This is a genomic window from Methanobrevibacter sp. (assembly GCF_045646045.1).
Classification (GTDB): domain Archaea; phylum Methanobacteriota; class Methanobacteria; order Methanobacteriales; family Methanobacteriaceae; genus Methanocatella.
In genome coordinates, this window is record NZ_JAZRJY010000057.1 from 1 (window position 1) to 22179 (window position 22179).

Sequence of the window (22179 nt, forward strand, 5' to 3'; positions counted from 1 at the left end):
TAACGCTACCATTGCGTGTCTATGTGTTGAATCAAAAAATATTGAGTCACCTTCATTTAAAATAATTTCATTATTGTGTATGTAAATTTTAAGTGTTCCTTCAAGAACGTAATTGAATTCTTGACCAGGGTGTGAATTCAAAGATGGAATTGGATTTTTTTCAGGATCTACTGTTACTAAAAAAGTTTCAGCTTTTTTGTGAATAAATTTAGAGCATAGGTTTTCGTGATTGTATTCTTTTCTTCTTTCAACGGAAATACCTTTGTTTGCACGTGTGACATCAAAGATACTCATTCTACTTTCTTCACCAGTTAAAAGTAAACTTAAATCTACTTGGAATATGTTTGCAATTTCGTATAAGAAACTAGCTGGGATATCTACCACTCCAGTTTCGTATTGTGTGTATGTTTTCGCATCTATGTTTAGTTCTTGTGCGATATCTTGTACTGAAATATCAGAAAGTTCTCTTAATTCTTTAATTCTATTTCCAATATCTTTGTTATACTCATTCATCTTAACACCTTAAATCTATAACATTATAGAATATGTATATAACAATATATTATACTTACTATTTTTTTTAAATTTTTTAGAAAAATTTATCATTGTTTAAATCAAATAGAATTTCATGTCAAATATGGATTTTTTTTTAAATTTGAAAATAAGGATTTGGATTTTCCATTTTATAAGAAAAATCCTCATGTACCAAAATGGGGTTGGGTTGTTTTATTCATTTTAATTTTTATTGGTTTGTTTCTTTCAGTGGGTTCTAAAATTTATTTTTCAATTCTCTCTTGTATAATTGTTGTTGTTCCCGTGTTATACTTTTTAAAATGGGATTATAATGCAATATTTCAGAAGCTTTCTCGTAAAGATGTTGCTTTAGCATTTGTTCTTTGTATAGGATATATTATATATGCAACATTAATGGGTGATTTTTTACATTATTTTGGAATAGACCCTGGTAATTTTGGTGGTCAACAAGTAACATTATGGACTTTTGTCCCATTACCATTTTCATTAATGACTGAAGAATTTGTTAAATTTGTTCCATTCATGTTCTTCTTACGAGTAATTTACAAATATAGTGATAATCGTAAATTATCTGTAATATTGTCTATGATTATAACTATGATATTCTTTGCATTCATTCATACATTTAGTTGGCAATTATTTATATTTACAATTTGGATACAAGGTTTTGGTTCAATATTTGAGTTTATTGGATATATTAAAACAAAAAATATTTTAGTTTCATATCTGACTCATATATTCTCGGATTTTATATTTTATGGTATTGCATTTATGGGGCTTTCACTTTAACCCTAAATTTATTGAATTATTATAATATATTTTAATTCAATTTTTTGGTATTTTAACTAATTTTTTCTATGAAAAATTTTAAATATTTATATGAACTAACTTTTATCATGGAATTTGTAGGTAAAATTAACCGAATTAGTTCGTATTTGATTATTTCCATTGTATCTTTACTAACAGTATTGCGTCTTTATATTGGGAATTCTTTTCCTTATTGGTATTTGCTTACAAATCAACTTGATGAATTGCTATTAATTAACAATGCTCATTTGAGCCAATACTTCGCTAATTGGAATATTCATTCATTAAGTAAAACTATCGGTTATTCGCTTTTTTTAAAGTTTGTTAATGTAATTGGACTGCCTTATGGATTTGTTCTTTCGTTAGTATGGATATTGGGTGGAATTTTAATAGTATATGCTGTTTATAATTATTTCACTAAAAATCAGATTTTTCTGGCCTTAATATATTTATTTATAATCTTTTTGCCATGTGGTCTGGATCTTTTTATTAGTGGTAGAGTTTATAGGAATGCAGCTATTGCTCCATTTTTAATTTTGTTATTGTCTTCTTTATTTATTTTCATGAATAAGGTAATTTCTGAAGATATTTCTAATCGAAATCTGCTGGTTTGGGGTATTGTATTGGGACTTTTATTCACTTTTAATTATTATCTCAAAGAAGACGGAATTGGAATTTTAATATTATTCTTAGCTTCAATATTTCTTGTATTGATTCTTAAATTTGTGCCTGTAATTAAAAATAAAAGTTTTAATGTTAAAAAATCTTATAAAACCATTATTTTATGTATTATTCCTATTCTTATATTTGTAGGATGCACTTTTGCTTATTCTGAGGTTAATCATGAAAAATTTGGGGTGTATGATATTAATACAAGAACTGAAGGGGAATTAGGCGAATTTTTCCATAATCTTTTATTAATTGATGATAAAAATAACTCTGATGTTTATTGGGTTACTTATTCCACAATTGATAAGGCATGGAATGCTTCTCCTACATTACAAAGCAGACCTGACTTATTTAATAACTGGGTTCATTCCGGTTGGGCACAGGGGAATTTAAAAGAAAATAAGCTTAATGGAGATACAAATGCTTGGAGTTTAAGGGATGCATTGGCGGCTTCCGGTTTATATACTGATGAAAAATCAACAAGCGATTTCTTCCATAAAGTAAATGCTGAACTTGATGATGCTTTTAAAAATGGTGATTTAAATAAATCTGATAAAATATTCATATCCAAATATGCTGTTGGAAGATCTGTTGGTGAAATTTTCGATTTAAAAGATTTATTCTTCTCATTACTTAAAACATCCATTTTATATAAAGATTTAGGTCGAGATATTCAGGACTGTAATGTTGATGTAATGCTTCCGTCACTGACTTTTGGAGAAAATAATCAGGTTAAAGATGTTGAATCATTTTTACACATGAATATATTTACTAAAAGCGAATATTCACAGGATAATTTTGAATGGAATTTTGCAAAATCAAGTATTCATTTTTATCAATTAATTTCAATAATTATTGTTATCATATCTGTTATTTCATTCATTTTAACAGGCATTAATTTAATATTGAATAGATTCAAGTCAAAAAATCTTTCTTTAGTATTTCTTTTTGAAATATTGTTATTGGGAACATTTGCAGTACAGCTATTTGGTCTTTGTTGGTTTTCATCATTTTTAGGTTATTGTGAATACACTATGGCTTATTCATCTAATTGTCAAGCTATTTTTGCTATATTTGAAGTTTTAGCTATTGCAGGTATTGTTTCTATAATTGAAAAAGAAGGCATTCGAAATATTCTAAAAAATTAGTTTTAATTAAAAAAATAAAAAGAAGGTACTCTAAAATGTTTGAGTACCACTTGCAGCCCTTAAAGACACGCTTCTGCTAGTTAAAAGTTTGCTGTTTGAGTCATAAATATTTATAGTAGCATGGTCAGGATATAATGAATATGCATCTGCTGAAGCTATTTCCAGATAACCATCTGAATGAACTGTAGCAGGAACCATATTACCATTGTTTAAGCTTTTTCCATCTCTGGAATAGTAGATTTGTACAATAACATTTTCACCGGCATGTCCTGTTCCAACATTTATCCTAGCATATGTTTTATCTGCATCTCCGCTTCCCGTTGAAAAACTACCTCCAAGAATACTAATTGATGAAGGTGTTGAAGAAGGCGCAGGTGAAGGTTCTGAAGATGATGATTGAGGTACATCAACAGAACTGCTTGGTGATGTATTTTTTGAGTTTGATGCATTAGCTTGAGGTGTTTCACTTTTAAAAACGCCTCCTACAAAAAGCATTCCAACTATTAAAATCACTATAACAGCTACCAAACCAATAATTATTATTTTATTTTTATTATTATCATCAGTTTTCGGAGGTTCATTTATTATTTCCTTATTTTTTAACTTTGTTCCACATTTTTTACAATATGTTGGATTTCCCTTATTTTCTTCTCCACATTTTGGACAATACATTTTCTTCCCCTATTAATAACTTCTTTAAATCAAATTTGATATAATAGTTACATATGTTATTCATTATATGTAAATGTTCCAACATATTGGAATAATTACTTTTTTTAATTTTAATATTGATAATCCAAAGATTTAAATGTTTTAAATCTAAATAGTATATTAATAATGGCTTTTACATTTAATATGTAATTTATAATGCATTATTTTATTTTTTAATATATACAAGTCATATAGTCAAACATATATTATTACTGAATTCAAATAACAATGACAACGTGAAAATATGAGTGAAATAAAAGTTTCTATTATAGTTCCAGTTTATAATACAGGAAATTATCTTGAAGAATGCTTAGATTCAATTGTCAATCAAAGTTTAAAGGATATTGAAATAATATGCGTGAATGATGGGTCTACGGATAATTCTTTAAAAATACTTGAAGAATATGCCAAAAAGGATTCAAGAGTTAAAATTTTAACTATTGAAAATAGTGGTTTATCTATTGCACGTAATGTTGGAATAAAACATGCTAATGGAAAATATATTGGCTTTGTTGATAGTGATGATTTTGTTAATGAATACATGTTTGAAAAGTTATATGTATCATGCGAATTAAATAATTTGGATTTATCTATTTGTAAAATTTCTTTATTCGATAATGTGACTGGAAAATTTTATGATGACATGGAATATTATAATTTAAGTGTTTTTGAGAATCTTGAAAAGGATGTATTCAATGCTGATGACACTACTTCATTTACCTGTGATATAGTTGTAAATGCTTATAATAAACTTTATAGAAAATCTCTTTTAGAAGATAATTCAATTGAATTTCCTCCACATTTAATCTTTGAAGATGAAGTTTTCTTTATTAAAAGTTATTTGTTGGCTCAACGGATTTCTGTTGTGAATGAGTTTTTGTATTATTATAGAATTAATAGAGATGGTTCAATTTCATATTTGGATAAAGAGAACAATTATGTTGATATGGTTTATGTTTATAAAAAAGAAAGAGAATTTTTTAAACAGGTCAATAAATATTCCGAGTATAAGGTGGCATTGGCTAACAGGATGTTGTTTTTGATATTTGCTCGTTATACACAAACGGCTCCTAAGTATAAAGAAAATTTTTATAATGTTTTAAAAGAAGATTTAATTGAAGTTTTAGCAGATGATGAGATTAAAAATAATTTAAGTCTCAATGTTAAAAATAGGACATTAAAATTAATAGAATCCAAAGATTATGAGGAATTTTCAAAAATGGATCAATTTAAAATATTTTCATTGATTGTGGTATGTCATAATGCAGAGTCTTATCTTGAAATGGGTATTACCTCAATTTTAAATCAGCATTTTTCATTTGAAAGTAATATCCAAATGATTTTGGTGAATAATGGAAGTGAGGATAATACAGATTCAATTTGTAGAAAATATCAACACTTGTATCCTGAAAACATTGTTTATATATGTAATGATGAGGAATTGGATTTGGATATTGTCCAATCTGAAGCCGAAAAGTATACAAAAGGAGATTATACAATTCTTTTGGAGGAACCGTATAAATTAAATTCTGATGTTTTAAGTTCAATAGTTCTTAAAATTAATGATGAACTATGTGATGCTCTTGTTGTTACAATACATCATTTTGATGGTGATTTTGATAAATCTAAGTTTGAGAATTATTATAGAGATATACATTCATCTGGAATTAATACATAACTGGATAAGTTCAATCAAGTGAGTTTTCATGTTTTTAACAGACAAAATAAATAAAATTAATCTAAATTGTTGGGCATTATACTGTATTTTTGCTGTTTTCACATTGACTATATTCGGTTATGGTGTATATTTCCTCACCACTTTGGGTTTTTCATATATTGTAATTGGAGTAACGATTGGGATTTCAGCTTTATTGTCATCTATTATGCAACCATTAATCGGTAGATTTGCTGATATTAGACAATATTCCTGGAAAAATATTTTATTCGTATTAAACATTATTATGCTGATATCTTCCTTAGGAATATTTGTTGCCCCACATTATTTGTTAATTTTTTTATTCGGTTTAATGGTTGTTGTATTGGGTGCAATGTATCCATTTTTAAACACTGCTGTTTTTTATTATGAAAACCGTGGGATAGAAACCAATTTTGGTGTTTCAAGAGGATTTGCATCATTGTCTTACATGATTTTTTCAGCTATTGTCGGATTTATTCTTGTTGATAAGAATAATGTTATGATAATTAATTTATTCACTGTAATATCTGCAGTTCTCATGCTTTTTCTCATATATTCACTTCCATATTATGGTAGTAATGTAGATGTTGAAAATAAGTCTAAGCAGTTTAGAAATAATGTTTTATTAAAATATCCTATTTTTACTTTAATCTTCATTGCAATTGCATTATTCATGGTATTTCACAATATATTTTTGTGTTATATGATTAATATTTTTGAAAATGTTGGTGGAAATATCTCTGACGTGTCTCTTGCTAATTCAATTGGGGCTTTTTTAGAATTGCCTGCAATGTTTTTATTTGCCAAAATATTAAAAAGAGTATCTGTTAAAAAATTAATTGTTATAGCTAGTTTGTTATATGTTGTACGTTCTTTTGTTATTTTAACTGCAAAAGATCCTATGGGCATTTATATTTCATTAATTTTACACATGTTTACTTTTGCTATAATCATACCTGCTTCCGTTCATTTTACTGATGAAATAATCAGTGAAGAAGACAAATATGAAGGCCAAGCTCTTATGGGTGCAACATTAACCATTGGATTAATATTTGCTAATTTCATTGGAGGTAATATTCTCCAATTATTTGATGTTAATCTGTTGCTTGTTTCATTAGTCGTTATTACCGTTATCGGATGCATCTTTGCATTGACTTCATTTGTAGTTGAAAAAAAATAATCAATATGAACTGGGCTGTCTGATATGAGTTGAACTTCATGTGATAAAATTATATATATTAGAAAAAACTAACTTTAAGTAACTAAAATATTGAGGGAATTATGATTATGTCAACTTCTGATATTGGTAATAATGTTGTATTCAAAAAACAATTAGGATTAAATTATGAAATAGACCAAAAATATGTTGGTTTAAAAATGAAAGAAAATAATATTTTGTCTTTTAATTTCAGAGCCCCTGGAGATTTAATAAATGAAGTTGAAGACTATTTTAAAAGGTTTAAAATGGGTGAACCTATTCTTGTAGATATTGGTGGAACTGGTGATATTAGGTGTGAATTTAAAGGCCTGTCACCTGTTTTAAAAAATAAGGATGAATTTGATCAATATTTCATTTCTGCTACTTTGCAAGAAGATAAGCAGTATAATCCTTTAGAAGAGGAAAAATGTGAAACTTGCAGTGGGTGTGGATTCCACTAAAATTATTATTTTTTTTTAAAAATGTGGGTCTGTCAAAATTAATTTTTACCACATTAACTGATTTTTTTTAGCTCATTTACAACATAAAATCTTACAAAATAATTTTAATCATTAGTAATATATTTTTATATTTTATCAATTGATTAAATGGTCTATTTGGTTAATTTGATGTTATTTAAGGTTTTATTTATTATTTTTAAGTAATAACATTTATATATTTTTTTGATTATAAATAAATATATTATATTATAATATAGGAAGTCTTAATATGTTTGATTTAGTTCATCTAACTGTAAACTCACTGGCTATTGCTAATGTTTATGGTTTTGCTAACATAACAATTGGTTATTTTGATATAATTTTGGCATATTTGGTTGCTATTGTTGTATCTATCATTATAGCATTGATATTGAGAGTTCCGTTAATGCCGACTGATAGGTATTCATTTGATGTTAGTGCGATTTATCCAACTCCAATTATTGCAATTGGTATTTTATCATTATTTTTGGTTTTAAATTACACATTTGCATTTAATGGACTCCTACTTGCCGTTATTATTGGTATTTGTTCTGGTCTGTTCGTGAAATATTTATTTAATTATATATTTCCATCTCCAGCAGAGGGGGAGGATAAAAATGAATGAAATAATAGGTGTAATACTTGCAGCAATTATCTGTTGGTTAAATTTTGTAATTGTTGATACTTATTTCGGACTTCCTGAACAACCTGGTGTTAAAGGGGCTCGAATTATTGGTGAATCTATTAAAAAAAGAAACGGAGATATTGCTGGTGGATTTTTCCAAGGAAACATTTTATGTTCTCCGGATGCATCTGCTGGTACATTAATGGCATCTATTGGATATTTGGTTTTAGGCATTCCTGGAGGTATTATTGCAGCATTTTTAATATTCATTGGAAATAGGTTATGTGCTGATCCGGGTTATGCTGGAACTACTGGGTCATTAACTGCAACATTGCTTATTTTTATCTTTTCATTTATTGGACTGACTCCAGAAATGTTTATTGTAGGCATGGTTATTGCAATATTGACTATCCAAGGTATTGATCAAGTTAGGGCATCTATCATTCTTGGTAAGATAGCTGAAAAATTTAATAGACATGCTAAAGAGTGATATTTATGTATGTAGAAATTATTGGTGTAATTTTAATATTTGTATCTCTAAGAGCATTGATTACTAAAAATAGGGCAGAAAGATTATTATACTTAAATGTTATAGGTTTTGGAGTATCTGCATTAATTGCCCTTGTAATAAATACTCCGTTTGCTCTTATTGTTGCAGCAGCATTCTTTATTTGTTCTACAATTAGTGCAAATGCAATTGCATACACCTTAAAAAAATTAGATGAGGAAATACTTTTAGATTGAGGGGATTGTATGGAATTTTTTGTATCTATAATTGCAATTGCATTAATGATTATTGGTGCTTTGGGTATCATTTTACTTAAAAAACCTTTAGATAAAGTTATAATGTTTTCTATACTTGATGCAGGATTTTTATTAAGTGTAGTATTATTTAGATATTTGGATGTGGCTTTGTTTGTTGCATTATCCGGTCCTTTATCAACATTGGTATTTATAATGGCTATTGTTAAAATTAAAGAGATTAGGGCTAAAAAGGTAGAAAGTGGTGAGATACATGATTAGTGTTCAATTATTTTTCTATTTTGGAATTATTTTGGCTATTGTAGGTAGTTTAGCTACTGCATGGGGTCCTGGAGTTAAAGATCCTATTGTCAGAACATTCAATACTGAAATAGCATCAATCGGTGTTTGTTTGGTATTGTTATCCTATAATCATGTTTTAGCTTTATTAACATTAGTTGCAACAACAGTTGTCATTACTTTAATCTTATTTAGGGCTATTATTCGTTTAGAAGAAATGGGGGCAGACGTATGAAAATAGGAAAAATCTGGAATAAATTGGCTGATCCGAAAACTGTTCCTCGTTTATTTGCATTTTGTCTTGGAATTATCTTGATTTTGGGTTTATTTGTTCCTATGGCTTTGAATCCAGATCAATTATATACAAGACCGGCTCCTCAAGTTCAAATTGATGATGGCCTTCCAATCGCTCCTTATGATAGGGGTGGAGCAATATTAAAAGAACCAGGATTTGTTAAGGCACAGTTCCCTGAAAATTCTAAAGAATTAGGTATGATTACAGGTTATATGTCTCCATTAGCGGAATGGATATCTTCAATATCACCTTATTTCGGTACTTCAATTTATTCCTCTCCTGGTGGACTTATAGATGAAGTATTGTATTATACGAGAGGTTTCGATACCATTTTAGAATCTTCAATATTGATGATGGCATTTATTATTGCTTCATGGTTGGCGATTAATTATACAATGGATAGAAGAGACATAGAAAAAGACATAAAAAAAGCAGCTAATGATTCAGCTAATGTTGCTCGTGAAATAAAAATTAATGATGAAAAAGCTAGGGCTAAACAGTTAAGGAGGGATAACTAATGTTTTTACCTTCTCATGTTCCTGCTGAATTCCTTTCAATGTATTTGCCTGCTATTTATGGAGCGTTAATCATAGGTTTCATTGGATCAATGGCAATTGCATTAAATCGTAGAGATATTCATATTCTCATATTAACCGATTTGATAGGTCTTGCAATGATTATTATAGTTTCTGCAGTTGGTACTGATTTGGCAGAGGCTTTAATATTGCCTGGTTTGGTAGTTGAACTGGCTGAAACTTTAGCTATTTCTGAAATACTGCTTTCAAGAGAAATGCATAAAATCGAAGCAAATCCGAGGGCAAACTTAACTAAATCGACTTCCTTGTTCCCTCAGCCGTTTGCTTTGGATATGGAAATTATGACTACTGCACCTAATTTCATAGCTTTAGTATTAATCGCTTATGGAATATTTTTAACTGGATTTACTGGTGGTGCTGTTGCTGGTGGAGGAATTGTTCTATATGCTTTATCCAAAAAGGCAAGAGGACTTCCTGTATTAATTCTTGATGGTATTGCTGGCGTATCTGGTATTGCATGGTGTTTATGGATTATTGGATTCGCTTTATTCTTTGTAGCTCCTAGTTTATGGATACTTAGTTTATTCTTAGCAGCTTGTGGTTTATTATTAAAAGTAGCTTCAAAAGTTGGTTTAATTGGACTACTTATGAGAGAGGACATTGATAAGGAGTAGTGGTAAAATGGATTTTGTTACGCTTGGAGGAAATTTATTAGGTACAATATCTCTCGGAGATATCGTGTTATATATTACGCCACTTAGTTTGTTCTTATTTATTGTGCTTTTAGTATTTACATTGTTAATTGCAATAAGTAAAACCGAAACACAGGTAGAAGCTACATTAATGGAACTTTCGAATACTAATGTTAAAGTAGGTAAAAAAGAATTTAAACAAAGAAGATTTTTATCAGTAATTTGTGGTATTGCTTCTGCTGGAGCGATGATAACTGGAGATTTATTTAACTTTACATTATTCATGGCATTAATTGGTATTTTAAATATTGGTATTGTTTCTGCTGTAAAACAAACCACTGTTTTAAATTCTGCTTATCAATATGGTTTAATTGCTATGATGTGTAGTTTACCGTTATTCGGTGGAGCATCTATTATCCTTGCATCAACAGGAACTTTAAGTCTTGCTGTTCTATCACAGATGCCTGCAACTCCAATGGTTGTATTTGGTGCAGTATTGATGTTGCTTGGTATATTGGGTGAAAGTGGTGTAGCACCATTTTTCGCAAGTAAGGCTGAGATGTTTAGAACACCAGGTTCTCCATTTATTGTTATTATTCACTTAAGTTCTTTGTTTATTATTGTAAGGGCTGTTGAAATATTGTTATTGGTATTGTGGTAGTGAGAGTATGGTTAATCAAAAAAGCTTATGTATTATATTATTAATTATATCAACAATAGCTATTCTAGCTTGTCTGGTTATAAACTTCCAGGATTGGATTGTTTATTTGGTAGCTATTATCGGTATTCCACTTTGGGTCTTATCATTCGGCCTGCTTACAATGGCCAAACCTAGAGCGGAAGATGAAGAAGAAAGGGTGAAAGAACCGTTTACTGGATATTAGTGGTATTATGAATTTGATGGCAGATATTTTAATTAATGTATTTATTGCATTCCTTGCTGGAAGCTTACTATTAGGTTTGCACAGAAAAATAATGGCACGTGTTCAGAAAAGACCTGGTCCGCCTATTATACAGCATTTATTGCACTCTTTAAAATTCTTCTTTAAAGAAACTGCATTTCCAAAAACAGTTTCAATGCCCTTTTATATTGGTATTGTATTTATTTTGGCTGCGATTTGGGTAGTTGGAGTAATTGTTGGTCCGGTTGCTCACGGTTCATTATTAATTTTATTCGGTGTATATGCGGTTTATAAAATTGTTGAGCATAACTCAGGATCTAGTTCCGGTTCCCCTTATGGTAAAGCAAGTTGTGTAAGGGCTGTTTTATCCGCAGCAACTGAACTACCATTATTTGCAGCTATTGTGCTTGTTTATTTAAAAACAGGTTCAATGAATATAGGTGATATTATTAGTTATCAGGCTAGTAATGGTCCATTGGCATTTTCAATACCTCTTGCAGCTATAATGTTTTTCTTGTTATTGTTATCAAAATCTCCATACTCTCCATTTGGAATAACAAAAGACAAAGCATTAATTTCAGGTTTTGAAACGGAGCACTTTGGATTTTTAAGAGGATTTATAATGTTTTCAGAATCAATATCCTGGTATGTCATGTTATGGGTATTCTTAACAATATTCTTCGGACCATTAAGTGCAGTAGGTTATCTTATTGGAATGATTGTATTGACATTTATTACAGGATTTATTAATTCAACAACTCCAATATTAAATCCGAATCATTCTGTAATGACTCAAATAACTATGGGGGCTGTCTGTTTTATAGGAACAGTAGTAATGATATTAATTTAAGGATGGGGATAAGATGAGTTCAGAAAAAGTCATAGTATATTTAACTTCATTGGTTGCAATTGGTATAATTGTTGTTGGTTTGCTTGCAACAGTTCTTCATTCTACAATTTTGGCTCCAATCCCAATTTTGGGGTTAATTTTAGCTATCCTTGTATTGTTAACTAATAAAGGTCATTTTGCACATAAAATTGAAAATTTAGAGAAAATAATGTTTTTCGTAACATTTATAGTAATTATTTGTTCATTTATATTACTTTATAAACCAATTTAAGGAGATATTATGTTAGATTATTTAATTTATTTGCTTACATTTGTTATTGGTTCCATTCTTGGATTATTATACAGTTATAAGTTACATGGTGAACCTTATGTTGCTGATAGTAGTTTAGATATTAAAACTTGCATAATGTCTATTGTTGGTTGGATTTTAGGTTTTAATTCAGGTAATATGATTCTAGGAGGAATTGGATTTCTCTTAGCCGGTTTTGTCATGGGTGAAAGACCGGGATATGGAAGAAAAGAAACTGCTATTGGTTTGACAATAGCTATAATTATTTATTTAGTATTACACTTGATTAAATGATGTGATTTCAATGGATGATGAAGCAAAATTAGAAATGATGAAGGATCGTATGGTAAAAACTTATGTATGCCAAAGGGATATTATTCTTCCTTTAGCTGAAGATTTCGACTGTACTCCTGAAGAAGTAGAGCATATGTTCTTTGATTTATTGGATATGTCTGAAGTATTATCTTTGCATGCTACCTTTGAAACCGCACATTATCAATGTTTAGTTAAAAAATTACATGCTGATTTAAGACTATGCTGGTTTGTAGGTAATTTAGGTTTGCTTTCTAAAGAAGATGGCGATAAACTTAAAGAAAAATTAGCCGGTCAAATAATGGATGGTAAAAATTATTCTGATGTATTAAAAGAAGGTCAAAAAGAATTATTCCAGTTATTAAAAAATTCTAGATAAAGAGGGATAAAATGTTAGATTCAATTAAGGATGTTGTGAGGAAAAGCTCAATTCATGTCTGTATTGTAAATTGTGGGGGGTGTAATGGATGTGATGTTGAATGTGTCGCATTATTATCTCCTAGATATGATTTGGAGCAATATGGTATTTATGTTCACAATAATCCTCGTGAAGCTGATGTTCTGTTATTAACAGGTGCTGTTACAGAGCAATGGAGAACAAACTTAAAGAGAGTTTACGACAAAGCTCCTGAACCAAAAATTGTAGTAGCTATTGGAAACTGCCCACAATCTGGAGATGTATTTAATCAAGAGGGAGGTCATGTTTATGCTCCTGCTTCTGATTTTATTCCTGTTGATGCTGCAGTTTCAGGATGTCCGCCAAGGCCTAGTGAAATTTTAGAAGCTATTTTGGCTGTTGGTCCTCAAGCTATTGCTGATCGTGGGAGGGAAGAGAAATGATATTGCCAATTGGTCCTATTCATCCTGCTTTAAAAGAACCTATAAGACTTAAACTTCAAACGGAAGGAGAACGTGTTGTAAAGGCAGAAATTGAATACGGTTATGTTCACAGAGGTATTGAAAAAATTATTGAAGGTCAAACCTGGCAGAGAGGTATCTATTTATCTGAAAGAGTTTGTGGAATTTGTTCATATGAGCATACTCAGACTTTTGCAGAAACAATTGAGAGAATTTGCGGTGTTCAAGCACCTCCTAGAGCACAATTTTTAAGAGTCATTACTAATGAGTTAGATAGAATTCAAAGTCATTTTCTTGGAAATTCAACATTCTTCAAATCAATGGATCATGAAACTTTATTTATGCATGTATTGGAATTGAGAGAATATGCAATGGATGCCATTGAACTATTAACTGGAAATAGAGTTAATATGGGTTGGAATGTTGTTGGCGGAGTTAAAATGGATGCTGATGAGCGTCATTTCAAGCCAATCTTGGAAAATCTTAAAAAAATTGAAGAAGGCTTTGAGATTACAAGAGAAATGTTTGCTGAAGGTCCCGCTTTAGCTCTTCGTTGTAAGGGTGTTGGGGTTATGACTAAAAAAGAAGCTATTAAAGGAAGAACTGTCGGTCCAATAGGCAGAGGTTCCGGAATTAAATATGATTATCGTGAAGACCATCCAACATACAAGGATTATTTTGACTTCAATACTATTTGGAGAAAAGAGGGAGATAATTACGCAAGAACATTAAACCGTTTTGATGAAATTCCTGAATCCATTAGTTTGATTAGACAAGCTATTGAAAATATTCCTAAAGGTGAGATTCGTACTCCTGTAGAAATCAAATCAGGTTATGCACAATGGAGAAATGAAGCTCCTCGTGGTGAAGTAACTTATACAATTGAAACTAACGGTAATTTAATTAAGCATATTTCCATAAGGACTCCAAGTATTCCAAATATGGATTCCTGTGCTAAATATATGATTAGGGATGTTGCTTCAGTTTCTGATGCTATTTCAACTTATGCTTCTTGTGACCCATGTGTTGCATGTGCTGAGAGAGTTGCAGTTACAAATGAACATGGTGAAACTTATTTAACAGATATTTGTGAGGTAAAGTAAATGTCATCTTTAATTTGGTATATTTATGATTTTGCGAAGAAAGCATGGGCTGATGCATTTACTAATGCTAAATCTTTACCTGAACTTGCTGAAAAGCCGGAAAGATTTAGAGATTTTCCAAAAGTAAATAAGGAATTTTGTATTGGATGCGGTGCCTGTACTGTTTCTTGTCCTTCACCTAATGCAATTAAGATTATTCGTGAAAAGGATGATGAAACCGGAGAGGGATTAACTTTCCCTGTAATCAATCCCGGCGCTTGTATTCGTTGTGGTTTCTGTGCGGAAGTTTGTCCTACAGACCCAAAAACATTGGAATGTGGTGAAAACCATTTAATCATGCCTGAATTCAATATTATTCCTTCAAAAAAGCAATACATTGTTGATGACTTTTTATGTATTAAATGTAAAAAATGTATGAAAAAATGTCCTGTCGGGGCAATTTCTCTTGTTAATGATAAATTGCATGTAGATCAACTTAATTGTATTGGCTGTGGTGATTGTATTGATGTTTGTCCGGTTAACGGAGCAATGAAAGAAGTATTTGTTGAAAATCTTAACGGCCAAAAGGATTTAATTCTTCTTACTGTTAACTATATTGAAGATTATATTAATTCAAAAGAGGAAGATTTAAGAGCACTTGAAAAGAATAGTTTGCTTCAATATGACATTCCTTTAGATGAGATTTGGGATAAAGCTCTTAAGATTATTCCTGATGAAGAAGTCAGCTTCCAAATTATTTCCAATGCAATTAATAGACTTAAAATTAGAATTATTGATTGGGATAAGGATAAATGTAAGAAATGCCAATTATGTATCCCTGACTGTCCTACAAAATGTATTTCATTTGATGATGATGCAGATACTATTGTTAGGGATAAGGATAGATGTTTAAGATGTAGTATATGTTACCAAACATGTCCTTTCTCAGTAATTAAATACTTTATAGCCAAATTCTCTTTGGCTGAAGACAGGATTATTCATGTTACTGTGAAAGCATCTAATTTAAATGAGGAGATTTTAATGGAGTGAGTGTTATGATTGATAGTTATACTAAAACTCCAAGGCCATTAAGACGTGTTGATGTTGATTATTTAATTAATCAAACAAAATGTGATAATTGTGTTGATAAACCATGTCTCAGTTCATGTCCTATTGATGCAATATATATGGATGATAGTGATGGTCTTGTCAAAATAAAAAATACTTGCTTTGGTTGTGTTTTATGTCGTAATGCATGTCCATATGATGCAATTTCTTTAGATGTTCAAATGGATCCTCCTATTAAGGAAGAAGTTCCAAATATTAATATTAAATTATGTAAAGCATGTGGTGCATGTGTACAGGCTTGTAAAAATGGATCTATTCATATTTTTAATGATGGTAAACACCCTCCACACAGTGAAATAGATAAAGACACTTGTGTTCGCTGCGGATACTGTTTTAGGGTATGTCCTACTGATGCAATTAAATATGGTCAGTTACTTCCTAAAACTGTTAAAGGAGGTAAAGCAATCGTTGTCAATCAGGATAAATGTATTGGCTGTATGACATGTACTAGAGTTTGTCCTTCAACAGGTGCAATTAATGTTGGAAGAACAAATAAACTGCCTTATATTAATCCTGGATACTGTGCAAGATGTGAAGAATGTATGCATTCCTGTCCTTCTGGAGCAATAAGATATGCTTCACGTAAAAAGGCATATAAAATGTATAGTGAAATTAAATCATTTGATATTGTATCCAATATTGCAGACAATGATATGAAAAGATTATCCTTGGATTTAATCAGCCTTAATTCTGTTCTTAAAAAAGTTGCTACAGCAATGTCTTTGGAATTCGATGACCAGAATTTCGAAAATTTCATTGAATGTAAAGTTAATGATCAAATGGAAAAGGAATTGGGTGTTGTTTTGGATTCAGGCATTGAACTCAATAATTTTGATAGGCTATTCGGTTCTTATTTGATGGATAGAAATATTGAAGTCTATTCTAAAAAATGTATCGCCTGTGGTGAATGTTATAATGTATGTCCTGTTGATGCTATAGAGCTTAATGGTCCTAATCCAATTTCAATTAATGATAATTGTGTTTACTGTGGAAAATGTGTTGAAAAATGTCAATTTGATGCTATTGGAGCTTATGATGACTATTACTATAGTAAAGACACTGATTTGTATTATGCGAGATCTTACCTGTTTAAACAAAGGGAAGGTGATTTATCCATTTCCACGACTAAATGTCAGGCATGTGCAATTTGTGTGAGAAATTGTCCAACTGATGCTTTGGTTTTGGCTGATAATCATGTTGAATTTGTTGAAGATAAATGTATTTACTGTAGAACTTGTGAGGCAATTTGTCCTGTTGATTCAATAAGAATTATTAACTTTAGGTGAATTAATGTTTGAAAAATCTTTTATAACTGACTGTGAAGGTCCACTAACACTTAATGATAATGCATTTGAATTATGCGCACACTTTATTGAAAATGGCGGTGAATTATTTAAAATTCTTAGTTTATATGATGATTATCTTGCTGATGTCGTTAAAAAAGAAGGTTATAAAGTAGGAAATACTTTAAAATTTATCTTGCCATTTTTCGTTCTTGAAAATCTTAAAAATAAGGACTTGATTGATTTTTCAAAAAATAATATATATGCGATTAGGGATTCAAAATTTCTATTAAAATATTTAATGGGAGCTATGAATACTTACATAGTCAGTACTAGTTATGGTCAATATATTGAAGCACTATCTAATTATATGGAATTCCCATTTGAAAATACATTTTACACAAATGTTGATGTAGATGCACTACATTTAAATGATGAAGAATTGTCTAAAATGGCAGAATACAAAATTCAAATATTGGATAATCCTGAAGATTATGAACTATTTGATAGGATTTTCTTTAATGAAATTCCAAAAATGGATATTTATGAAAAAATCAAAAAAATTGATGTTGTTGGAGGATTAGGTAAAAAATTAGCTATTGATACTATCATTGAAAGAGATAATGTTGATATCAACAATCTTTTATATATTGGTGATAGTATTACTGATGTGGAGGCATTGGAATTTGCCCGCAAAAATAATGGAATCTCAATATCTTTCAATGGTAATGAGTATCCTCTTAAAGTAGCTGAATTTGCTATTGTTTCTCCAAGTGCAGTAACTACTGCTGTAATTGCAGATCTTTATGCAAATTATGATAAGGATAAAGTTTTACAGTTTATTAATGATTATAACTCACAGAATGATTTAAATAAATTATTTTCAGAGTATAATATTTCAAAAGAAATCAATGATAAATTCTTTGAAGTGTTTGATGATAAGAATTATCCTATTATTGAAATTGTTAATGATAAAAATTATGATAAAATATTAAAAGAAAGTGTCAATATGCGAAATAATATTCGTGGCGAAGACATAGGAGGACTTGGATAAAATGAATTATGATAAAGTCGAAGACACCTTTTTTGAAGCTTTTGAAGGTAAATATGTGAGAGCTTTAATTACAGGACCAACTGAAGAAATTGTTAAAAGAGCAGCATATGACTCTACTTCAACTCCAAGTGCAGTTATAGGTAGGGTAGAAGGTGGTGTAGAAGGATTTTTGGATAAAAGTGAAACTCCTGACGGCCGTTTTGGTGCTGTTGTACAGTATTGGTTAGGTGGGGATGATAAGGAAAAATTCGCTTTTGAATTATCTTATCGTTTAAGGCAGGATGTATTGGTTAAGCCATTTACACGTATATTTGACTATTCTGATAGTGAAAGTGATGATTATATTGAAATGATGGATATTGTAGGTCACTGTGGTGATGGATGGGAATGGATTGTTGAAGAATACGGTCGCCGCATGATAAATGTGCCTATTGCAGTTCCTGATTTCCAAATTGAAGAAAAGTTTAAAATTAATGATGGTATAATGGGAGGTAATTTCTGGTATTTATGTGAAACTCCAGAAGCAGTAATAACTGCTGGTGATGCTATAATTAATGCTATAATGGAAGTTGAAGGAGCAACCACTCCTTTTGATGTTTGCTCTGCGGCTTCAAAACCAGAAACCAATTATCCTGAAATCGGACCAACTACAAATCATTATTACTGTCCTTCTTTAAAAGAGAAGTTGGGTGATGAATCAAAAGTACCTGAAAATGTTAATTATATTCCGGAAATAGTTGTTAATGCTACAAATGTGGATGCTATGTTTAAAGCATTAAAGGCAGGTATTGATGCAGCTATTGATGTTGATGGTGTTATTGGAATATCTGCAGGTAATTTTGATGGTAAACTTGGAGATAAAATTTATAATTTATTGGATTTACTGAAATAAGGTTATAGTATGGAAATGCTTGAAGATGATTTAAATGCAGAAGTTATAGGATTTGGAGCATTGAATGTAGATAAACTATACTCTGTTGAAAATATTGCTGGAGCAGACGAAGAAAGTTTTATTAAAACTAGCCAGGATACTCCTGGAGGTTCTGCAGCTAATACGATAGTTGGTTTATCAAGGTTAGGCATATCAACTTCAATTATAGGTAAGATAGCCGAGGATGATGACGGTGAGTTAATCGAATATAACTTGGCATTTAATGGAGTTTTTTCAAATAATTTAATTTATGCTGATGAAGGAAGTACTGGTAAGTGTTTGGGTTTTGTCGACTCCAATGGTGACAGATGTCTTTATGTAGATCCGGGAGTTAATGATGAAATTGTAATTGATGAAATTAACACCCTAAACATTATGAGATGTAAAATAATGCATTATACTTCTTTTGTTGGTGATTCATTTAAAACTCAGATAGAATTACTTGAAAAATTAAATAAGGATTGTGTTTTGAGTTTTGATCCTGGAATGCTATATGTTCAAAAAGGATTTGATGAAATAAAACCAATTTTGGATAGATGTGACATTTTACTGATAAATGAATCTGAATTAAGATTATTATTTAATGATGATGAGTCCTCATATAAACAATTAGCTAAAAAACTTTTTGATTGTGGAATTAGCACAATTGTTGTTAAAAGAGGTTCTCAGGGAGTTTATGCTTGTAATAATAATGAAGAATGTGATGTTGGAGCATTTAAATGTGATGTTGTTGATACTACTGGTGCTGGGGATAGTTTTAACAGCGGATTTTTATATGCTTATTTAAAAGAATATGATTTAGAAAAATCATGTAAAATCGGTAATTGGGTAGCCAGTAAGGCTATTGGTGGATTTGGGATGGAGAAATTTCCTAAATCAAATGAACTAAAAGAATTTATTAATGAGATTAATTAAAAATAACATGTAGGTAATAATATGTATGTGTCGTTTATAAAACAGATGAAAAGTTTAGAACGTGAAGTTCTTTTAAAATCTGTTGAATTAGATGATGATGGTGATGATTTCCAATTTGAGTTATCTGATTTTAAAACTGAAGAAGAGATTATTGCCGTTGCACCGAAATGCGTGAGATGTAATACTTGTGTTGGCACATGTCCAGTAGATGCTATTAAACCTGCTAATATTTTCAGGTTAGCTAAAATTACTGATAAATGTGTTAAATGTGAAATCTGTGTTCAAACCTGTCCTGTTTCAGCTATTAAGTTGATTAAAAATGTTGTTACTTATCATGAAGGTGATGATGAGAATGAAGGTTTCATGGAATACAGTGTAAATAATGTCCGTTATTATCATAGAACTGTTAGAATGAATGACATTAAAATCGATTACACTCAAGGTAATAATTGGCAAGACTGCGCTGATTTATGTCCGACAAATGCATTTACTTTAGAATTTAAAGAATTTTTTGATAAATTAGGCTTCGATACTGGTATTGATTTAGATGATGATACATTATATCCTTATATCAATAAGAAATTGTGTATTGGATGCAGTGCTTGTGTTGAAATTTCAAAAAATGATGGTGCCATTACATTGGATAGAATTCTGGGACCTATAGTTCACAGCAGAAAAATTGAAGTTAACCATGATTTATGTGTTAACTGTTTCTTATGTGAAGAAAATTGTCCCGTTGATGCTATAAGGTTAGAAGATGGGGAAGTTGTATTGGATGATGATAAATGTATTCGCTGTGTTGAATGTAGTAATCATTGTCCTGTTGAAGCATTAAAACGTGTAGAAATTGAATAGGAGGTATTGTTTTGAAAGCTAGAGAGTTAATGGATAAAGATTTCGCATATTTAAATAGCGATGATAGTGTTGTTGAAGTATCTAAAGTTATGGAAGAAATAAGAAGATTTACATGTCCTGTTGTTAATGAAAATAAACAATTAATTGGATGGGTAACTTCTTTTGATGTAACAAGAGGTTTAAGAGAAGGTAATGAAAAAATTAGTGAAATCATGAGTTCTTATGAAGAAATTACTACTATTCATGAAGATGCTCCTGCAAGACTTGCTGTTCTTTTAACTGCAAATAATAAATTTGTTACAGTTCCTGTTATTAACGATGATAATCAGGTCATAGGTATGGTTCGTGCTTGTGATATTGTTGAATTATTATCTGAACTATATGATATTAAAGTTGTAAAATTATATAAAGCGATGCAACATCAACTTAAAGGTGTTACCTGGGAAGAATTAATGTCCGCATCAGCTTTGGTTTCCAAAAAAACCACTGGTGTAAAAATATCTCCGGAACAATATGAAGAAAATATTATGAATTCCACTTTTGGTGAAGCTATTTGGGCAACAGGTGGATTGGAAAAATTCTTTGCAGGTCTAATTTCTGTTGGTGAAATAGTTATTGCACGCAGAGTTGGTAAAGCTAGAAAATAATTATGATTTAAAGTGATTTTGATTTATCTAAATCATTTTAGGAGGTTTGTATATGATAATAGTTTTGGCTAAAACAGTACCTAAAGATGAAGCTGCAAAAGCAAGCATCATCGAGTCTTCAAAAGAATTGATTAAAAATTCTCAATCAGAAGAAGGAAATATTGATTATAATCTATATGAAGATACTTCTGATAATTCATTAATGTTTGTTGAAAAGTGGGAATCTATGGAAATCCTGCAAAAGCATATGCAGACAAAGCATTTCCTTGAATTTGGTCAAAAAATTGGCGATTTGGTCACTGGTGAAATGAGCATTGATTTATTTAATTCTGAAAAACTTGAATTTTAATTCTTTTTCAGAAATTTTTTTGCTACTGTAACACAATTGGCAGTGTGCCGCCCTCGTAAGGCGGAGGTTGCGGGTTCAAGTCCCGTCAGTAGCTTTTTTTTAATTTTATTAATATTCAATTATTTTACATATTTTTATTTTTGAGAATCAGTAAAAAATAAATTTTTGATTCTTCATTTAAAATAAATTGACAAATTATTTTTTAGATTTAAATATGGAAAAACTTCTATTCAAATTAACATTTGATACTACATTAATGATAATATTTTTATTATATTTTAGATAAACATTAA

At 30.2% G+C, this 22179-nt stretch carries 30 protein-coding genes and 1 tRNA gene; 29 read left to right on the forward strand and 2 right to left on the reverse strand.

Going from position 1 to position 22179, the window contains the following annotated elements; genetic code table 11:
* Positions 1 to 513, reverse strand: a 513-nt coding sequence (locus ACKI5C_RS03440; protein WP_407431822.1) for a helix-turn-helix domain-containing protein, incomplete at its 3' end; no start/stop codon positions are given.
* Between the two features lie 303 nt (positions 514 to 816).
* On the opposite strand from ACKI5C_RS03440, the gene ACKI5C_RS03445 reads away from it, so the two are divergent.
* Both ACKI5C_RS03445 and ACKI5C_RS03450 read left to right on the forward strand, forming a co-directional pair.
* The gene (locus ACKI5C_RS03445) at positions 817 to 1323 is read left to right on the forward strand and encodes a hypothetical protein (protein ID WP_407431823.1); all 507 of its coding nucleotides are present in this window, start codon (positions 817 to 819) and stop codon (positions 1321 to 1323) included.
* 107 nt (positions 1324 to 1430) lie between these two features.
* Positions 1431 to 3158 (forward strand): hypothetical protein, encoded by a 1728-nt coding sequence (locus tag ACKI5C_RS03450; protein ID WP_407431824.1) that lies wholly within the window; start codon positions 1431 to 1433, stop codon positions 3156 to 3158.
* 30 nt (positions 3159 to 3188) lie between these two features.
* Here ACKI5C_RS03450 and ACKI5C_RS03455 read toward each other — a convergent pair whose 3' ends face one another.
* Positions 3189 to 3830: a hypothetical protein gene (locus ACKI5C_RS03455; RefSeq protein ID WP_407431825.1), complete on the reverse strand. Its 642-nt coding sequence runs from the start codon at positions 3828 to 3830 to the stop codon at positions 3189 to 3191.
* Positions 3831 to 4113: 283 nt separating this feature from the next.
* Between ACKI5C_RS03455 and ACKI5C_RS03460 the strand changes: the two genes are divergently transcribed.
* The 27 genes from ACKI5C_RS03460 (at position 4114) to ACKI5C_RS03590 (ending at position 21980) form a co-directional block, all read left to right on the forward strand.
* Positions 4114 to 5547 carry a glycosyltransferase gene (locus ACKI5C_RS03460; RefSeq protein WP_407431826.1) on the forward strand — a complete coding sequence of 478 codons (1434 nt, stop codon included), beginning with the start codon at positions 4114 to 4116 and terminating at the stop codon, positions 5545 to 5547.
* Positions 5548 to 5575: 28 nt separating this feature from the next.
* On the forward strand, positions 5576 to 6745 hold the full coding sequence (locus tag ACKI5C_RS03465; RefSeq protein WP_407431827.1) for an MFS transporter: 1170 nt from the start codon (positions 5576 to 5578) through the stop codon (positions 6743 to 6745).
* Positions 6746 to 6852: 107 nt separating this feature from the next.
* Positions 6853 to 7224 carry a hypothetical protein gene (locus ACKI5C_RS03470; protein WP_407431828.1) on the forward strand — a complete coding sequence of 124 codons (372 nt, stop codon included), beginning with the start codon at positions 6853 to 6855 and terminating at the stop codon, positions 7222 to 7224.
* A 268-nt stretch (positions 7225 to 7492) separates the two neighbouring features.
* On the forward strand, positions 7493 to 7867 hold the full coding sequence (gene ehaA, locus ACKI5C_RS03475; RefSeq protein WP_407431829.1) for an energy-converting NiFe hydrogenase A subunit EhaA: 375 nt from the start codon (positions 7493 to 7495) through the stop codon (positions 7865 to 7867).
* The gene (locus tag ACKI5C_RS03480; protein WP_407431830.1) at positions 7860 to 8357 is read left to right on the forward strand and encodes a hypothetical protein; all 498 of its coding nucleotides are present in this window, start codon (positions 7860 to 7862) and stop codon (positions 8355 to 8357) included. The genes ehaA and ACKI5C_RS03480 overlap by 8 nt, the downstream gene beginning before the upstream one ends.
* A gap of 5 nt (positions 8358 to 8362) precedes the next feature.
* Positions 8363 to 8611, forward strand: a complete 249-nt coding sequence (locus ACKI5C_RS03485; RefSeq protein WP_296797679.1) for a DUF2109 domain-containing protein — start codon at positions 8363 to 8365, stop codon at positions 8609 to 8611.
* A 9-nt stretch (positions 8612 to 8620) separates the two neighbouring features.
* Complete coding sequence (locus ACKI5C_RS03490) at positions 8621 to 8890, forward strand: DUF2108 domain-containing protein (RefSeq protein ID WP_407431831.1); 270 nt, start codon at positions 8621 to 8623, stop codon at positions 8888 to 8890.
* The gene (locus ACKI5C_RS03495; RefSeq protein WP_296797672.1) at positions 8883 to 9143 is read left to right on the forward strand and encodes an EhaE family protein; all 261 of its coding nucleotides are present in this window, start codon (positions 8883 to 8885) and stop codon (positions 9141 to 9143) included. The genes ACKI5C_RS03490 and ACKI5C_RS03495 overlap by 8 nt, the downstream gene beginning before the upstream one ends.
* The gene (locus tag ACKI5C_RS03500; RefSeq protein ID WP_407431832.1) at positions 9140 to 9721 is read left to right on the forward strand and encodes an EhaF family protein; all 582 of its coding nucleotides are present in this window, start codon (positions 9140 to 9142) and stop codon (positions 9719 to 9721) included. The genes ACKI5C_RS03495 and ACKI5C_RS03500 overlap by 4 nt, the downstream gene beginning before the upstream one ends.
* Positions 9721 to 10413 carry an EhaG family protein gene (locus ACKI5C_RS03505; protein WP_407431833.1) on the forward strand — a complete coding sequence of 231 codons (693 nt, stop codon included), beginning with the start codon at positions 9721 to 9723 and terminating at the stop codon, positions 10411 to 10413. The genes ACKI5C_RS03500 and ACKI5C_RS03505 overlap by 1 nt, the downstream gene beginning before the upstream one ends.
* Before the next feature lie 7 nt (positions 10414 to 10420).
* On the forward strand, positions 10421 to 11092 hold the full coding sequence (locus tag ACKI5C_RS03510; protein ID WP_407431834.1) for a hypothetical protein: 672 nt from the start codon (positions 10421 to 10423) through the stop codon (positions 11090 to 11092).
* A 7-nt stretch (positions 11093 to 11099) separates the two neighbouring features.
* Positions 11100 to 11315 (forward strand): DUF788 domain-containing protein, encoded by a 216-nt coding sequence (locus ACKI5C_RS03515; RefSeq protein ID WP_407431835.1) that lies wholly within the window; start codon positions 11100 to 11102, stop codon positions 11313 to 11315.
* Between the two features lie 7 nt (positions 11316 to 11322).
* The gene (locus tag ACKI5C_RS03520; protein WP_407431836.1) at positions 11323 to 12183 is read left to right on the forward strand and encodes a respiratory chain complex I subunit 1 family protein; all 861 of its coding nucleotides are present in this window, start codon (positions 11323 to 11325) and stop codon (positions 12181 to 12183) included.
* Positions 12184 to 12196: 13 nt separating this feature from the next.
* Positions 12197 to 12454 (forward strand): hypothetical protein, encoded by a 258-nt coding sequence (locus ACKI5C_RS03525; RefSeq protein ID WP_296797650.1) that lies wholly within the window; start codon positions 12197 to 12199, stop codon positions 12452 to 12454.
* Positions 12455 to 12463: 9 nt separating this feature from the next.
* Positions 12464 to 12766: an energy-converting hydrogenase subunit EhaL family protein gene (locus ACKI5C_RS03530; RefSeq protein WP_407431837.1), complete on the forward strand. Its 303-nt coding sequence runs from the start codon at positions 12464 to 12466 to the stop codon at positions 12764 to 12766.
* Positions 12767 to 12776: 10 nt separating this feature from the next.
* Positions 12777 to 13163 (forward strand): DUF1959 family protein, encoded by a 387-nt coding sequence (locus ACKI5C_RS03535; RefSeq protein WP_407431838.1) that lies wholly within the window; start codon positions 12777 to 12779, stop codon positions 13161 to 13163.
* 11 nt (positions 13164 to 13174) lie between these two features.
* Positions 13175 to 13624: an NADH-quinone oxidoreductase subunit B family protein gene (locus tag ACKI5C_RS03540; protein ID WP_407431839.1), complete on the forward strand. Its 450-nt coding sequence runs from the start codon at positions 13175 to 13177 to the stop codon at positions 13622 to 13624.
* On the forward strand, positions 13621 to 14745 hold the full coding sequence (locus tag ACKI5C_RS03545; RefSeq protein WP_407431840.1) for a nickel-dependent hydrogenase large subunit: 1125 nt from the start codon (positions 13621 to 13623) through the stop codon (positions 14743 to 14745). The genes ACKI5C_RS03540 and ACKI5C_RS03545 overlap by 4 nt, the downstream gene beginning before the upstream one ends.
* Positions 14746 to 15774, forward strand: coding sequence for a 4Fe-4S binding protein (locus tag ACKI5C_RS03550; RefSeq protein WP_407431841.1), 1029 nt, complete (start codon positions 14746 to 14748; stop codon positions 15772 to 15774).
* A 5-nt stretch (positions 15775 to 15779) separates the two neighbouring features.
* Positions 15780 to 17138 carry a 4Fe-4S binding protein gene (locus tag ACKI5C_RS03555; protein ID WP_407431842.1) on the forward strand — a complete coding sequence of 453 codons (1359 nt, stop codon included), beginning with the start codon at positions 15780 to 15782 and terminating at the stop codon, positions 17136 to 17138.
* A 4-nt stretch (positions 17139 to 17142) separates the two neighbouring features.
* Positions 17143 to 18189, forward strand: a complete 1047-nt coding sequence (locus ACKI5C_RS03560; protein ID WP_407431843.1) for a hypothetical protein — start codon at positions 17143 to 17145, stop codon at positions 18187 to 18189.
* Between the two features lies 1 nt (position 18190).
* Positions 18191 to 19081, forward strand: coding sequence for a formylmethanofuran--tetrahydromethanopterin N-formyltransferase (locus tag ACKI5C_RS03565; protein ID WP_407431844.1), 891 nt, complete (start codon positions 18191 to 18193; stop codon positions 19079 to 19081).
* Between the two features lie 9 nt (positions 19082 to 19090).
* Positions 19091 to 20035 carry a carbohydrate kinase family protein gene (locus ACKI5C_RS03570; RefSeq protein ID WP_407431845.1) on the forward strand — a complete coding sequence of 315 codons (945 nt, stop codon included), beginning with the start codon at positions 19091 to 19093 and terminating at the stop codon, positions 20033 to 20035.
* Positions 20036 to 20056: 21 nt separating this feature from the next.
* Positions 20057 to 20890, forward strand: a complete 834-nt coding sequence (locus tag ACKI5C_RS03575) for a 4Fe-4S binding protein (RefSeq protein WP_407431846.1) — start codon at positions 20057 to 20059, stop codon at positions 20888 to 20890.
* Positions 20891 to 20901: 11 nt separating this feature from the next.
* The gene (locus tag ACKI5C_RS03580) at positions 20902 to 21537 is read left to right on the forward strand and encodes an HPP family protein (RefSeq protein WP_407431847.1); all 636 of its coding nucleotides are present in this window, start codon (positions 20902 to 20904) and stop codon (positions 21535 to 21537) included.
* A 52-nt stretch (positions 21538 to 21589) separates the two neighbouring features.
* Complete coding sequence (locus ACKI5C_RS03585; RefSeq protein WP_407431848.1) at positions 21590 to 21886, forward strand: putative quinol monooxygenase; 297 nt, start codon at positions 21590 to 21592, stop codon at positions 21884 to 21886.
* A gap of 21 nt (positions 21887 to 21907) precedes the next feature.
* Positions 21908 to 21980: transfer RNA gene (locus ACKI5C_RS03590), tRNA-Thr, on the forward strand.
* Positions 21981 to 22179 lie beyond the last annotated feature (199 nt).

Bases quoted from the DNA above. Each gene is read 5' to 3' on its own strand.
- ACKI5C_RS03570 (WP_407431845.1), top strand. From the start codon at position 19,091: ATGGAAATGCTTGAAGATGATTTAAATGCAGAAGTTATAGGATTTGGA.
- ACKI5C_RS03490 (WP_407431831.1), top strand. From the start codon at position 8,621: ATGGAATTTTTTGTATCTATAATTGCAATTGCATTAATGATTATTGGT.
- ACKI5C_RS03485 (WP_296797679.1), top strand. From the start codon at position 8,363: ATGTATGTAGAAATTATTGGTGTAATTTTAATATTTGTATCTCTAAGA.
- ACKI5C_RS03550 (WP_407431841.1), top strand. From the start codon at position 14,746: ATGTCATCTTTAATTTGGTATATTTATGATTTTGCGAAGAAAGCATGG.
- ACKI5C_RS03575 (WP_407431846.1), top strand. From the start codon at position 20,057: ATGTATGTGTCGTTTATAAAACAGATGAAAAGTTTAGAACGTGAAGTT.
- ACKI5C_RS03460 (WP_407431826.1), top strand. From the start codon at position 4,114: ATGAGTGAAATAAAAGTTTCTATTATAGTTCCAGTTTATAATACAGGA.
- ACKI5C_RS03470 (WP_407431828.1), top strand. From the start codon at position 6,853: ATGTCAACTTCTGATATTGGTAATAATGTTGTATTCAAAAAACAATTA.
- ACKI5C_RS03535 (WP_407431838.1), top strand. From the start codon at position 12,777: ATGGATGATGAAGCAAAATTAGAAATGATGAAGGATCGTATGGTAAAA.
- ACKI5C_RS03540 (WP_407431839.1), top strand. From the start codon at position 13,175: ATGTTAGATTCAATTAAGGATGTTGTGAGGAAAAGCTCAATTCATGTC.
- ACKI5C_RS03530 (WP_407431837.1), top strand. From the start codon at position 12,464: ATGTTAGATTATTTAATTTATTTGCTTACATTTGTTATTGGTTCCATT.
- ACKI5C_RS03480 (WP_407431830.1), top strand. From the start codon at position 7,860: ATGAATGAAATAATAGGTGTAATACTTGCAGCAATTATCTGTTGGTTA.
- ACKI5C_RS03500 (WP_407431832.1), top strand. From the start codon at position 9,140: ATGAAAATAGGAAAAATCTGGAATAAATTGGCTGATCCGAAAACTGTT.
- ACKI5C_RS03555 (WP_407431842.1), top strand. From the start codon at position 15,780: ATGATTGATAGTTATACTAAAACTCCAAGGCCATTAAGACGTGTTGAT.
- ACKI5C_RS03545 (WP_407431840.1), top strand. From the start codon at position 13,621: ATGATATTGCCAATTGGTCCTATTCATCCTGCTTTAAAAGAACCTATA.
- ACKI5C_RS03505 (WP_407431833.1), top strand. From the start codon at position 9,721: ATGTTTTTACCTTCTCATGTTCCTGCTGAATTCCTTTCAATGTATTTG.
- ehaA (WP_407431829.1), top strand. From the start codon at position 7,493: ATGTTTGATTTAGTTCATCTAACTGTAAACTCACTGGCTATTGCTAAT.
- ACKI5C_RS03515 (WP_407431835.1), top strand. From the start codon at position 11,100: ATGGTTAATCAAAAAAGCTTATGTATTATATTATTAATTATATCAACA.
- ACKI5C_RS03495 (WP_296797672.1), top strand. From the start codon at position 8,883: ATGATTAGTGTTCAATTATTTTTCTATTTTGGAATTATTTTGGCTATT.
- ACKI5C_RS03520 (WP_407431836.1), top strand. From the start codon at position 11,323: ATGAATTTGATGGCAGATATTTTAATTAATGTATTTATTGCATTCCTT.
- ACKI5C_RS03465 (WP_407431827.1), top strand. From the start codon at position 5,576: ATGTTTTTAACAGACAAAATAAATAAAATTAATCTAAATTGTTGGGCA.
- ACKI5C_RS03455 (WP_407431825.1), bottom strand. From the start codon at position 3,830: ATGTATTGTCCAAAATGTGGAGAAGAAAATAAGGGAAATCCAACATAT.
- ACKI5C_RS03585 (WP_407431848.1), top strand. From the start codon at position 21,590: ATGATAATAGTTTTGGCTAAAACAGTACCTAAAGATGAAGCTGCAAAA.
- ACKI5C_RS03510 (WP_407431834.1), top strand. From the start codon at position 10,421: ATGGATTTTGTTACGCTTGGAGGAAATTTATTAGGTACAATATCTCTC.
- ACKI5C_RS03450 (WP_407431824.1), top strand. From the start codon at position 1,431: ATGGAATTTGTAGGTAAAATTAACCGAATTAGTTCGTATTTGATTATT.
- ACKI5C_RS03565 (WP_407431844.1), top strand. From the start codon at position 18,191: ATGAATTATGATAAAGTCGAAGACACCTTTTTTGAAGCTTTTGAAGGT.
- ACKI5C_RS03525 (WP_296797650.1), top strand. From the start codon at position 12,197: ATGAGTTCAGAAAAAGTCATAGTATATTTAACTTCATTGGTTGCAATT.
- ACKI5C_RS03560 (WP_407431843.1), top strand. From the start codon at position 17,143: ATGTTTGAAAAATCTTTTATAACTGACTGTGAAGGTCCACTAACACTT.